Source organism: Agaribacter flavus (assembly GCF_042646125.1).
Taxonomy (GTDB): Bacteria; Pseudomonadota; Gammaproteobacteria; order Enterobacterales; family Alteromonadaceae; genus Glaciecola; species Glaciecola flavus.
Genome location: NZ_JBHRSW010000006.1, coordinates 162,519 through 175,500, shown reverse-complemented (window position 1 = coordinate 175,500; position 12,982 = coordinate 162,519). Strand labels below are relative to the sequence as shown.

At 42.3% G+C, this 12,982-nt stretch carries 12 protein-coding genes; all 12 read left to right on the top strand.

The window, feature by feature from the left end; translation table 11 throughout:
• Positions 1 to 35 precede the first annotated feature (35 nt).
• The 12 genes from phoU to ftsL all read left to right on the top strand — a co-directional run bounded on the left by phoU (position 36) and on the right by ftsL (position 12,982).
• Positions 36 to 749 (top strand): phosphate signaling complex protein PhoU, encoded by a 714-nt coding sequence (gene phoU / locus ACFOHL_RS05050; RefSeq protein ID WP_376919113.1) that lies wholly within the window; start codon positions 36 to 38, stop codon positions 747 to 749.
• A gap of 113 nt (positions 750 to 862) precedes the next feature.
• On the top strand, positions 863 to 2,155 hold the full coding sequence (locus ACFOHL_RS05045; RefSeq protein ID WP_376919112.1) for an inorganic phosphate transporter: 1,293 nt from the start codon (positions 863 to 865) through the stop codon (positions 2,153 to 2,155).
• 66 nt (positions 2,156 to 2,221) lie between these two features.
• The gene (locus tag ACFOHL_RS05040) at positions 2,222 to 3,133 is read left to right on the top strand and encodes a hydrogen peroxide-inducible genes activator (RefSeq protein ID WP_376919111.1); all 912 of its coding nucleotides are present in this window, start codon (positions 2,222 to 2,224) and stop codon (positions 3,131 to 3,133) included.
• 143 nt (positions 3,134 to 3,276) lie between these two features.
• On the top strand, positions 3,277 to 4,401 hold the full coding sequence (locus ACFOHL_RS05035) for a beta-ketoacyl-ACP synthase III (protein WP_376919110.1): 1,125 nt from the start codon (positions 3,277 to 3,279) through the stop codon (positions 4,399 to 4,401).
• Between the two features lie 6 nt (positions 4,402 to 4,407).
• Complete coding sequence (gene prsK, locus ACFOHL_RS05030; RefSeq protein ID WP_376919109.1) at positions 4,408 to 6,429, top strand: XrtA/PEP-CTERM system histidine kinase PrsK; 2,022 nt, start codon at positions 4,408 to 4,410, stop codon at positions 6,427 to 6,429.
• Positions 6,430 to 6,449: 20 nt separating this feature from the next.
• Positions 6,450 to 7,808 (top strand): PEP-CTERM-box response regulator transcription factor, encoded by a 1,359-nt coding sequence (gene prsR / locus ACFOHL_RS05025; protein ID WP_376919108.1) that lies wholly within the window; start codon positions 6,450 to 6,452, stop codon positions 7,806 to 7,808.
• A 113-nt stretch (positions 7,809 to 7,921) separates the two neighbouring features.
• On the top strand, positions 7,922 to 8,671 hold the full coding sequence (locus ACFOHL_RS05020; RefSeq protein WP_376919107.1) for a glutathione peroxidase: 750 nt from the start codon (positions 7,922 to 7,924) through the stop codon (positions 8,669 to 8,671).
• 118 nt (positions 8,672 to 8,789) lie between these two features.
• A complete protein-coding gene (locus ACFOHL_RS05015) occupies positions 8,790 to 9,848 on the top strand; it encodes an alpha/beta hydrolase (RefSeq protein ID WP_376919106.1) in 1,059 nt (352 codons plus the stop codon).
• Positions 9,849 to 10,167: 319 nt separating this feature from the next.
• On the top strand, positions 10,168 to 10,941 hold the full coding sequence (locus tag ACFOHL_RS05010) for a SapC family protein (protein WP_376919105.1): 774 nt from the start codon (positions 10,168 to 10,170) through the stop codon (positions 10,939 to 10,941).
• A gap of 315 nt (positions 10,942 to 11,256) precedes the next feature.
• On the top strand, positions 11,257 to 11,715 hold the full coding sequence (gene mraZ / locus ACFOHL_RS05005) for a division/cell wall cluster transcriptional repressor MraZ (protein WP_376919104.1): 459 nt from the start codon (positions 11,257 to 11,259) through the stop codon (positions 11,713 to 11,715).
• Positions 11,712 to 12,662 carry a 16S rRNA (cytosine(1402)-N(4))-methyltransferase RsmH gene (gene rsmH / locus ACFOHL_RS05000; protein WP_376919103.1) on the top strand — a complete coding sequence of 317 codons (951 nt, stop codon included), beginning with the start codon at positions 11,712 to 11,714 and terminating at the stop codon, positions 12,660 to 12,662. Before mraZ ends, rsmH begins: the two co-directional genes overlap by 4 nt.
• Positions 12,659 to 12,982: a cell division protein FtsL gene (ftsL, locus tag ACFOHL_RS04995; RefSeq protein WP_376919102.1), complete on the top strand. Its 324-nt coding sequence runs from the start codon at positions 12,659 to 12,661 to the stop codon at positions 12,980 to 12,982. The genes rsmH and ftsL overlap by 4 nt, the downstream gene beginning before the upstream one ends.

Sequence of the window (12,982 nt, the reverse complement as noted above, 5' to 3'; positions counted from 1 at the left end):
AGGCTCTGCACTGGTGAGTCGCTCGGGTACTTGCAATGCGTAGACAACTGCAATTAAACACGCATATTTCAGCAAAATATAATCAAGAACTTGAGGCATTAAAACATTCCGTATTGACAATGGGAGGGTTGATCGAACAGCAGTTGGTCAATACCTTGATGGCGATGCAGGAAAAGATCCCCAACTTAGCGGAACGAGTTAGCTTGAATGACAGTAAAGTTGATGCGATGGAATCTCAGGTTGAACAAGAATGCATGCGTATCATTGCCAAACGAAATCCGACAGCAGGTGACTTAAGATTGGTGATGACAGTAGCTAAAACTGCCACTGATCTTGAGCGCATCGGTGATGAAATAGCGCGAGTGGCAAGACTTGTTTCATCAGGTCAGATGCCGAATTCCGATTTGGTGATTTCAGGGATATTAGACATCGGAAATAGAATTGTCAGCATGATGCGCGCTACCTTAGATGCTTTTGCGCGCCAAGATGACAAGGCGGCGATTTTAGCGCATCAACTGGATAACGATATTGACAGAGTATATAAAAAGGTACTGGAACAAACGGCAGCTGAAATTCAATCCAACCCAGAAGATATCAACAACTGGCTCGATGTCTTATGGGCGATTCGCGCTTTTGAACGCGTTGGTGACAGGTGTCAAAATATTTGTGAGTATGTGATTTATCTGACCTATGGTCGCAACTTAAAAAGCTCGTCAATGAAGAAAACCGTTAAGAAGTTGTTAAAGTAAGCAGGTATTTGCCCATAGATATTTCTTGATGTTGCTATCGTGCGGGTAAAGGTTTATATTTCGCATCAAATTTTTTCAGCACTCACAGTTGCTAAAAAGGCTCGTATTTTTTAATGGACATTTTAACAAGCTATAGCTTGGTTCTAGTTATCCTTGCCGCTGTTTTCGGTTTTGTTATGGCGTGGGGAATTGGTGCAAATGATGTTGCAAATGCCATGGGCACATCTGTTGGTGCAAAAGCTATTACCCTTAAACAAGCAATACTCATTGCTATGGTGTTTGAGTTTGCCGGTGCCTATTTAGCTGGTGGTGAGGTCACCTCGACTATTCGCAAAGGTATTATTGATAGCGCCTATTTTCAAACTGTCCCTGAGTTACTTGTTTTGGGTATGATTGCCTCTCTTCTTGCAGCTGGTACTTGGCTTGTCATTGCTTCTTACTACGGTTGGCCCGTTTCAACCACTCATTCAATCATTGGTGCTATTGTTGGTTTTACTGCGGTCGGTGTGAGTGCTGACGCAGTAGAATGGGGAAAAATTGGGGGTATTGTCGGCAGTTGGGTAGTCACACCCGCGATATCAGGACTCATCGCTGTGCTTATTTTTATGAGCGCAAAGAAACTGATATTTGACCGCGATCACCCCTTGGCCTATGCAAATAAATACGTGCCCATCTACATGGGGCTAGCCGGTTTTATTATGTCACTTGTGACCATAAAAAAAGGCTTAAAGCACGTGGGCTTGGGTTTACCTGCTGCTGAGGGATATGCGTTGGCAGCGTTGATTGGCGTGATTGTTGCCCTTGTTGGTGCGGTCATAATCCGAAAACTCAACAAAGGTAAATTACCTTCAAACGCGGGCATTGATGCGATGACGCCCCAACAACAGCAAGCCCGTGTCGAAAAAGTGTTTGCTGTATTAATGGTGCTGACTGCTTGCTGTATGGCATTTGCGCATGGCTCGAATGATGTAGCAAATGCAATTGGTCCTTTAGCTGCGGTTGTCAGTGTTGTGAGCAATGAAGGCGTAATATTGGATAGCTCACCACTTGCTTGGTGGATTTTGCCATTAGGCGGTTTTGGGATTGTCATGGGCTTAGCATTTTTTGGCCACAGGGTAATGAAAACCATTGGTCAAAAAATTACGCATCTTACTCCATCTAGAGGATTTGCGGCTGAATTAGCTGCAGCGACTACAGTACTTGTTGCGTCGGGAACTGGGCTGCCAATATCCACCACTCAAACATTGGTGGGTGCCGTTTTGGGAGTGGGGATAGCGCAAGGAATTTCTGCGGTAGACGGTAAAACAATACGCAAGATAGTGGCGTCTTGGGTAATTACTTTGCCGGCCGGAGCGGCGTTGTCGATAATAATATTCTTTGCCCTTTGCTTTATTTTTGGGGTATAGACGGTTCCGTAAGCTGCCATTTTATTGTAAATTTGCGAAACTTAAGCACAACATAGACTTCAATCATTGCGTTTCCCAAATTTAAAGCATTTATATTATTTAACCATACTCCACAAAGAACAGCACTTTTTACGTGCTGCACAAAAGTGCAATGTTAGTCAATCGACACTCAGTACAGCCATTCAAAATCTAGAAGAGGTGCTAGGACACCAATTATTAGAACGCGAACACAAAACCTTTGTATTTACCGATTTTGGTGAAGCTATGGTGGAACGTTCTAAAGATTTATTGAAGCAAGTACAAGACTGGTTAGACTTTGCAGAATCTGCGGGTGATTGGCAGTCAGGCGTGCTTAAACTTGGTGTGATACCGACGATTGCTCCTTTTATATTTGAAATTCTTATCAATACGGTCAATATAGCCTTGCCCAATCTAACCTTGCAATTGGTTGAAGATACGACTGACAATCTGTTAGAGCAATTAATGGAAGGGAGTCTCGATTTGTTGATTCTCGCGCTCCCCATGCATACACCGGGTTGCAAGCAGTTAGTAGTGGGGAGCGACCCCTTCCACTTAGTGGCGCATAAAACTAACGCGACAAGCATCGAACAGCCCATAGATATCGATGACTTACCAAACAATAGCATTTTTCTCTTACAAAAAGAACATTGCCTAACCGAGCACGCTGTTTCTGCGTGCGGGCTCGCTCACAAGTCTCAAGTGAGTTCGCTCACGGCGAGCAGTTTGCACACACTGGTCTCGTTGGTAAACAGTAAAATGGGCTATACCTTTTTACCTGCTATGTCTTTAAACAAAGGTATATTGGAAGGAACTGACGTTGTCTCATTACCCGCAGAGTCAAATGCATTTAGAGAAATTGGCTTGGTATGGCGAAATGGTACAACGCGGATGCAATTATTCAGGAATATTGCAAAACTGGTCGCCCCGTTAATGCCTAACAGTCGTGACATGACTTGATGTTTTTTACTGCATCATCATTATTTTTTCATTCCATGGGTGCTGCGCGATACTATTCTCTACAAGATAATCTTTACAAGATATTGCAGTAGAAACATGCAAGCACTACCATTAGTAGATAAATAGAGACATAGGAATAAATAATGTCTACATCAGTTGTACTCAGTGGCTCGGGTTTGTGGACGCCCAGCCATAGCATTTCTAATGAAGAATTGATCAGCACATATAACCAGTATGCTGACCATTACAATGAAATCCACAAAGACGAAATAGCTTCAGGTGCGCGTGCGGCCAAGCCATATTCGTCAGCGGAATTTGTTGAAAAGGCATCTGGCATTAAACAGCGTTATGTTTATTGCAAAGATGGTGTATTAGACATACAAAGAATGCGTCCTAATATTCCAGTAAGACGAGACGACGAGTTGTCTCACCAAGCAGAAATCGCTGTAGATGCTGCTAAAAAAGCCCTAGCGCAAGCTAATAAAACGGCTGCAGACATTGACGCCGTGATTGTGTCATGTGCTTATACACAGCGTTCTTATCCTGCTATCGCTATCGAAGTGCAAGAAGCCTTGGGTATTGAGGGCTTTGCCTTTGATATGCTAGTTGCATGCTCAGCGGCTACATTTGGCATGCATCGCGCGTACGAAATGATTGCTGCTGGAACGGCAAAAGCAGTCTTGGTTATTAACCCTGAGTTGGTCTCGCCGCAAATTAACTACAAAGATCGAGACAGTCATTTTATTTTCGGCGATGTCGCCACAGCGAGTGTGTTTGAAAACGCTGAGACTGTCACGAGTGACCACGCTTACAATGTATTATCAACTAAAGCGTTAACCAAGTTTTCTAATAACATTCGATCAAATTTTGGTTATATGAGTCATGCTACTGACGAAGACCCTTACGCCGCCGACAAGCTTTTTCACCAAGAAGGTCGTAAGGTATTTAAAGAAGTGTGTCCTATGGCGGCTGAACACATCACTCAACATTTATCCGCGCACGGTTTAGCACCCCAAAATTTACGCCGTTGGTGGTTGCACCAAGCAAATATCAATATGAATATTTTGATTAGCAAACGTTTATTGGGGCGAGATGCAAGTCCGGATGAGGCACCTATCGTGTTAGACCAGTATGCGAACACAGCTTCTGCGGGTTCAGTGATTGCTTTTCATCTACACAATCAAGATTTGTCTTCAGGCGACTATGGCATATTGTGTTCTTTTGGTGCTGGCTACTCCATTGGGAGTGTGTTGCTGCAAAAAAGGTAGCTTAATTTGATTTTTGACCTAGGTTACGGATTAACCGCGATAAGTTACACCGCCTTGGTGTTACTTTTGTTAACTGTAAAAAATGCGGGCTTTGCCAGACATCTTTTATTGCTTGCGACTGTCACCACTGTGCTGTGGGCACTTGGGCATGTAAGTTTTATACTTCCCAATTTGGGGCAAGAAAATATTTTGCTGTACGACGCTATTCGTCAAGGGGCATGGATTTTGTTTTTAGCTGGCTGTTTGCGCAATCAATTTGATAACAGCTTGGCATTCATAAAACAGAGTACAACCTTAATTTCTATTATCTTGCCTCTTGTTGCTATTGCTTGCAGTTCTTTCCAGTTTCTACCCGTTGTTTGGCAATTTTCATTGCATACCTTGATAGCCGTCCAAACTTTAGTCATGACTGAACTGGTCTATCGGCAATCGGGTGCCCAAAAATGGGCGTTTAAACCGCTGGTTATATTTCTCGGAAGTATTGGGCTAATGGATTTTGTTATCTATGCCAATGCTTCAATGCTGAATACCCTGAGTTGGGATTTTTTTGCCGCTAGAGGTTATATTCTATTTGCTTTAATGCCTTTGCTTGTTGTCGCTATTAGGCGCATCAAACATTGGGGGATAGATATTTTTGTGAGCCGAGAAGTGGTTATGCACAGCACCTTGTTGTTGTTGGCAGGTGTATATTTGATGTTTATGGGCTTACTTGGCTATTTGGTAAAGTTTGTTGGAGGGAATTGGAGCTTTACTATCCAGATGGCATTAGTTGTGGTTTCACTGGCGCTGTTGGCGGCTCTTTTTATGTCCCATCAAGTACGCGCCACCATCAAGATTTTTATCACAAAGCACTTTTATGCCAACCAATACGATTATCGGGCTGAGTGGGTAAAACTCACAAAAACCTTGGCGCATTCTGGGGATGAAGTTCAACAAGCATATAGCGCAGCACTTAGAGGTTGGATGGAAGGTTTGGGTTATGATTTTGCTTTACTTTACAAGAAAGTGGCAGGTAGTTATCAGTTAGTCAGTGAACAACCAGCACAACAAACACCAAAACTCGATGACCGGCAATTGCAGTCACTCCTCCATTTTTTCGAGCAAAACTCGTGGATAATTGATTCGGATGAATTAGCTGTTAAACCGGATATTTATCAAGCTTTAGAGCAAAAAAGTGCATTTGTGAAAAATAGCCCTTATCAAATATTTTTACCGATTGTGGTAAGTGAAAATCATTGGGGTTTTGTCGCATTAGGCGCGAATGAAACTAACAAAAAGGTCTTGAATTGGGAGTTGAGAGATTATTTAAATGCTCTGTCTGATCAAATTGGTTCGTTTATATTGAATGCAGAAAATAGTGTGACCCTTGCTGAAAATGCCCAATTTGCTGCATTCAATAGGATGTCTGCATTTGTCGTCCACGATTTAAAAAATGTATTGGCGCAAATAAATTTAATACTTTCTAATGCAAAAGAACATAAACACAATCCAGAATTCATAGAAGATACCTTTGAAACATTGCAATACACGCAAGAGCGGATGGATAAAATGCTCAAGCAACTCATGCAAAAAACATCGGAAACCAACCAATCCATTCAAGAGCTGAATTTATATACTGCAATTGAAAAACTCATTGAAACGAAATGCAAAGGTGTGCAACCCTTACCTGAGGTAGATGGCGATACAAACCTAAGCTTGAAAGTGGATGCAGACAAAATATTAAATGTGTTATATCACTTAATTAGCAATGCGCAGCAAGCAACAAAAGAAGATGGCTTTGTAAAGGTCAGCTTGCGCCAGAATGAAACTGAAGTTCATATCGCCATCGCCGATAATGGTATGGGTATGAGTGAAGATTTTATTCAACACCGATTATTCAAACCTTTCGATACCACAAAAGGTAATGCAGGGATGGGGATTGGTGCGTATGATGCAAAAAATTACATTGAAGAATGTGGTGGACGTCTTACGGTCGACAGCACCGAAGGAAACGGTTCAGTGTTTCACATTGTTTTGCCTAAAGTATAATTGGAAAAGGTCTGGAAGTTATGGAAAAGATTTTAGTCGTTGATGACGACTTAGGTATTCAGAAACAACTCAAGTGGGCACTTAAAGGCGTAGAAGTCGTTTTTGCAGGTGACCGATCATCGGCCATTGCTCAATTGAGACGATTTGAGCCGAGTGTTGTGACGTTAGACTTGGGCTTACCGCCGGATCCGACAAATGCGTCTGAGGGATTGCAAGCCCTCACCGATATACTACAACTTGCGCCGAACACAAAGGTAGTGGTGGTAACCGGTAACGATGACAAAGAAAACGCTTTGCGAGCCATTGAACTCGGCGCATATGACTATTACCAAAAACCCATCGATACCGACACAATTAATCTTATTATCCAAAGAGCACTTCATCTCTCGGCTTTAGAAGATGAAAACCGCGCACTATCAAAATCCAGTGCTTCAATGGGGCGTATTATTGGTAATAGTGATGCTATTCTTGGTGCTGCTAGAAAGGCAGAAAAAATTGCGCAAACAGATATCAGCGCATTACTGCTTGGTGAAAGTGGAACAGGTAAAGAAGTATTCGCACGCAGTATTCATGAATGCAGTTCGCGAAAAGACAAAAAGTTTGTCGCGATAAATTGTGCCTCTATTCCCGAGAACTTGCTCGAGTCAGAGCTTTTTGGCTATGAGAAGGGGGCATTCACAGGGGCAAATAAAACCACGCTTGGAAAAATAGAGCTGGCGCAGGGCGGTACCCTGTTTTTGGATGAAATTGGTGATATGCCAATTGGTTTGCAAGCTAAAATGTTGAGGTTTTTGCAAGAAAGGGTGATTGAAAGAGTCGGTGGGCGTCAAGAAATTCCAGTTGATGTGCGAGTAGTTTGTGCGACCCATAGAGATCTGCATGAGATGGTAAAGCAAGAAACCTTTCGAGAAGATTTGTTTTATCGTGTTGGCGAAATCAGTATTCTCATTCCGCCACTCAGAGATCGAGATGACGATATAATATTATTAGCAAAGACTTTTCTTAACCAATACAAAGAAGAATACAGCGCTAAAGTGAAGGGCTTCAGTGATGACGCCATCAATGCAATGCGCGCTCACTCATGGAAAGGCAATATCCGAGAGCTTCAGAATAAGCTCAAGTCTTCCGTTGTGTTAGCCGAAGGCGCACTGATTACCGCAGATGATCTTGGCTTATTTGTTACAGAAGAAGAGGCCGATACAAGGGTATTTAATCTGCGTGAAGTTCGAGAAATAGCCGAAACTAAAGCGATCCGGAGAGCATACATGCAAGCGGAACAAAATGTATCAAAAACCGCAGAACTGCTCGGTGTAACTCGCCCAACGCTGTATTCCTTAATTGATAAATATAGATTAGACGAATTGAAATCTAAAAACTAAACTTTAACCATGCGGCCGCAGTATATTAATGCTTAAGCTGTATACGGTGCATTAGCTCACTTTTGTTTTGTACACAAATAAACTCAATATCTATTGATAAGGAACATAAAAGCATGTCAGACAATCCTAATTTTGAGAATAAAGAAGGCCAAAAGGTACCAGAGGTGGTATGGCCGGTAATTGATGGGGAAACATGGAAGAATATCGACTCAAAAAGCATTTTCGACGGTAGAAAAGTTATCGTCTTTTCTTTGCCCGGTGCGTTTACCCCTACCTGTTCATCAACCCACCTACCGCGTTTTAATCAGTTAGCTGGTGTATTTAAAAAGCTAGGTGTTGACGAGATATGCTGCGTGTCGGTAAATGACACTTTTGTAATGAATTCGTGGCTTGCTGATCAAGAAGCAGAAAATATTACGGTCATCCCCGATGGAAATGGTGAATTTACCAAGGCAATGGGTTTACTTGTCGGTAAGCAAGATCTTGGCTTTGGCGACCGCAGCTGGCGTTATTCTATGTTTGTTAATGATGGCGTGATTGAAAAAATGTTTATCGAGCCCGATCAACCCGGTGACCCATTCGAAGTTTCTGACGCTGATACTATGCTTAGCTACTTAGCGCCAGACGCTAAGGCACCGAGCGAAGTTGCTTTGTTTACTAAACCCGGTTGCCCCTACTGCGCAAAAGCTAAACAAATGCTATCAGATAATGGTTATGAATATGAAGAGTTGCAACTAGGCAAAGATGCCACACTTGCATCCTTAAAAGCCGTAACGGGTCGTGAAACTGTGCCTCAAGTTTTCATTGGCGGTGAACACATTGGTGGCAGCGACGATCTCGAAGCTTGGTTCGCTAAAGCTTAATCTCTCTTCTTTTCACTGGCTTCGATTGTGTTCGAGGCCAGTTTGTTTGCTTATTTTCCTTTCCCATTCATTGCGTTACACTGGTCTTTATAAATTGACATACCCAGTTTGGACTAGCATGAAAACCTCGCTCAACTTTGCATTGATACTACTCACAATATTATTGTCGACTACCGCTGTGGCTGATACCGGCATATCTGATGACGATATTACCGCTTTTAGTGCGATTTACGAGGAAGAACTCGGCGAGTTAATTGTATGCACTGGTTATGGTTTCGCGCTAGTCAGTGATGAAATTAGAGTCTGTTCAAAAAAATTGAAAAATGAAGGCAATGCTCCCTTTATTGCACCTGTAAAACAAGCTAAGGGGATTCTTGTATTGTACCATGGCTTGAGTGATTCTCCGTTTTTCATGCGCTCAATAGCTGAGCATGCAAACAGTTTAGGATACAGTGTAATCGTTCCCTTAACTCCAGGGCACGGTAAGTTGGAAGCAGATGCAGATATGCAAGATCCTAACTTGCAGGCGCGTTGGTATGAGCATGTTGATCAGGTAATGGCACTCGCGAAAAACGACAACCTTCCCTTGTTTATTGGAGGGTTTTCCACTGGCGGAGCTTTTGCTACTTGGTATACGGTACAGCATCCTGATGAGATTGACGGCCTCGTTTTATTTTCTGGTGCCTTGCAGCTTACGGGTGGAGCGGAAAGCATGAGTAAAATATGGGGTATGAAGACACTGGCAAAATGGTTAGATGGCACATATGAAACGCAAGGGCCGAATCCATACAAATACCCAAGTGTTGCCAGTTACTCAGGTTTAGTATTGATGGACGTGATCAAAGATATTCGTAACTATTTAAAAGAAAATACAGTGCAGCAGTCGATTTTTGCTGCCCATTCCTTAGCCGACAGGGTCACTAAATTTGAAGGTATTGAAAAAACAGCGGCGTCAATTAAAGGTGAGCACACTATATTTAAAGTTGATGAGAGTTATGACCTTTGTCATGCAGATTTAGTGATCAATCCAATACAAATTGTGCAGATGGAATTCGATAAGGCGCAAGTTAATGTCAATGAGCGTTGCGCAGTGCCCAAAGCTAACCCACTTCATGCTCAGATGCTCGATACTTTTGCTCATTATTTAGCTACTCAAACAGAATTGGCAAAAAAATAATTTATTTGGAAGAATCTTTTTTGCGTGTTTCTAAATACTCGAATCTAGTAAGTTAATGATTTTGTTTTATATTCTATGGAAATTTATGCCCAAACAACTGGTTTGTTAATTTTTAGTTAAAAAGTGACTTTTTGCAGCGCTTGTATAATAATTTAACGCCCATATGGAAAGGTAATGGGAAGGAGCTATGATATATACCCTCTGGCTATCCCCTTATCTTTAGCAGTTGGATGCTACTCGCAACCGTCGATATTGATTGAGGTATCGAACATCGCAGGTGATTCAGCTTAAACGCTCAATACAAACTAGAGAAGTCATAATGGCGATTAATTACATTCCGCTTGATAAAGCGAAGCACAGCGCATTAAAAGTTGCGCCAAGAACAGAATTTTCTTTTGCTGCAAAAACACATTTAGCTGCCGCTACAATTCGTGAATATGCACAACTGGCCGGCACAATGCCAGTTGTTTTTATAAAAGACCCAAATACAAATAATGTCCACTCAGTAGCGATGTTAGGGCTGGAACAAGGCAAGAATTTATTTTGGCATGACGATCAATGGCAAGCTGCTCACGTGCCTTTGAACATTCAACGCTATCCATTTGATATTCGTCCTGACGGTGACAAATTAGGCGTATTCATTGATGAAAATTCTAGTCTATTCGGCGATGAGGGCGATGCTTTGTTTACCGAAGACGGTGAGCCGAGTGAGGCACTTAAAGCGCGCCAACAGTTTTTGGCTGACTTAGCAAATAGCGAAGTCTTAAATCAGCGTTTTGTGAAAGAGATCCAAGCCTTAGATTTGTTAGATGAAATTCAAGTTCGCATTCGTTATACCAACGGACAAAACAGAAATGTTACGGGTATTTTTACGATTAATGAGAAAAAGCTGTTAGAGCTGTCTGACGAAAAAGTGCTAGAGATGCACAAAGCGGGTTTCTTGGGGGCATGTTATTCAGTGATGTTGTCTTTAGGCCAACTGAATCGCTTGGTCGAGCTATCTAACAAAACAGATAATCCTATTCAGTCCCTGCAAATTGTGCCAGCCGAAAAATCGGAAGAAGCAAAAACAGAAGATACTGCTAACGCATAGCAACACAACAACCTTTCTACAGTGAAAAACCACCTTGCTTTGCGGGTGGTTTTTTTATGGAGCGGGGTCATGAATTAGAAGAGGTTGAAACGTTGCTCAAATAAAACGAAGACAGGAAGTAGCGCAATGATAAATAAAAAATACCGTAGTCTTTAAATTTTACTCTTTTTCTGTCAAAAAACTTGACATGTGGCGGTTTTAGGTCAAGAATTGTAAAAAAGTGGGATAAAGTGGCGAAGAAGGGTTTTTGTAAGGGGCAACCAGTAACGACAAAAATAAAAACAAGCTACTACTATATAAAATAGGCTAGGGGAAATGTTCCGCGGCGCTAACGCAATCAATCTAGACACTAAAGGTCGACTTACGATACCGACGAAGTATCGACAAAGCCTGTTGGATGATTGCCAGGGACAGCTGGTATGTACCATCGATATTTCTCAAAAATGCTTGCTACTTTACCCACTTCCCGAATGGGAAGAAATTGAACTCAAACTTTCCAGATTGTCATCTACCAACCCTCAAGAACGACGTCTTCTTCGATTATTGCTTGGCAATGCTTCAGAAGTAGAAATGGATAAAAGTGGGCGTGTACTGATTGCCCCAACCCTTCGTGCACATGCCGATCTATATAAACCGATCATGCTAGTTGGCCAGATTAACAAGTTTGAAATATGGCAGGCTGAAACTTGGCAGAAACAGATTGCGCTTGATATCGAGACCGAGCAAGCTGGCGGTTTTGAGCTTAGTGAAAATCTTCAGGATTTTTCCTTATGACGAAGGGAAGTGAGCAACTTGATTATCGCCACACCTCGGTTCTTTTCAATGAATCCATAGAAGCGTTGTCAATTAAAGCTGATGGCATCTACCTAGATGGCACATTTGGTCGTGGGGGGCACAGCCGAGGGATATTGGAAAAACTTGGAGAAAATGGCCGATTGATCGCGCTCGATCGCGATCCCGACGCGATCAAAGCTGCCGAGACTTTGGCAGAAGATCAGCGTTTTAGTATTTTCCATACGGCTTTTGCGAATATGCTGGATGTTGCTGAATCGCTTGATTTGGTTGGAAAATTTGACGGTATTTTTTTGGACATCGGTGTGTCCTCACCGCAACTTGATGATGCGTCCAGAGGGTTTAGTTTTATGCATGATGGTCCTTTAGATATGCGTATGGACACGACGCAAGGGATCAGTGCAGCAGAGTGGTTAAATACAGCTGAACTCGAAGACATTAGCTATGTCCTAAAAACATATGGCGAAGAGAAATTCGGTCGCCGGATCGCCACAGCAGTTGTTGAAGCAAGGCAAGAAACGCCGCTTGTTACTACTGATGATTTTGTAAAGATTATTGATGCAGCCGTGCCTGTAAAAGACAAATTTAAGCATCCTGCGACACGCAGTTTTCAAGGTGTTCGCATTTTTATAAATAGGGAACTAGAGCAACTGGAGCTTGCATTGAATGCGGCTTGTAAAATGCTAGACATTGGCGGTCGATTAGCGGTGATAAGTTTTCATTCGCTTGAGGATCGATTGGTAAAGCGCTTTATCAAACAAAAAAGTCAGGGAAAAAGTGTGCCAAGTAAACTCCCAATGACGCAGCAAGAGCTTGACAAAGGTAAAGAGTTAAAAGCACTCAGCAGGGCGATTAAAGCAAGTGAAAAAGAAGTGCAAGCCAACCCTCGTTCTCGAAGTGCAGTCTTAAGAGTGGCAGAAAAATTATGAGCAAAGTGAAGTCGACTAATTTTAATCTGCTGTTACTCATTACCGCCGACTTAAGTCGGCATACTTTTCTTTTAGTCCTGTATTTAGCAGTGGTAGGCAGTGCGCTTGCAGTCGTATTAAGTACTCACAAAAACAGAGACTTATTAATTACTCACGAAGAGCTCATTCAATCGAAAGACGAGTTAGATATTGAATGGCGGCACTTGGTAATCGAGCAGAACGCGCTGACCGAGCACAATCGTATTGAGCGTCTTGTCGCAGACAAATTAAATATGCGTCGTCCTGAAAAGGCTGATGAAGTCCTAGTAAGAGAAAACTAA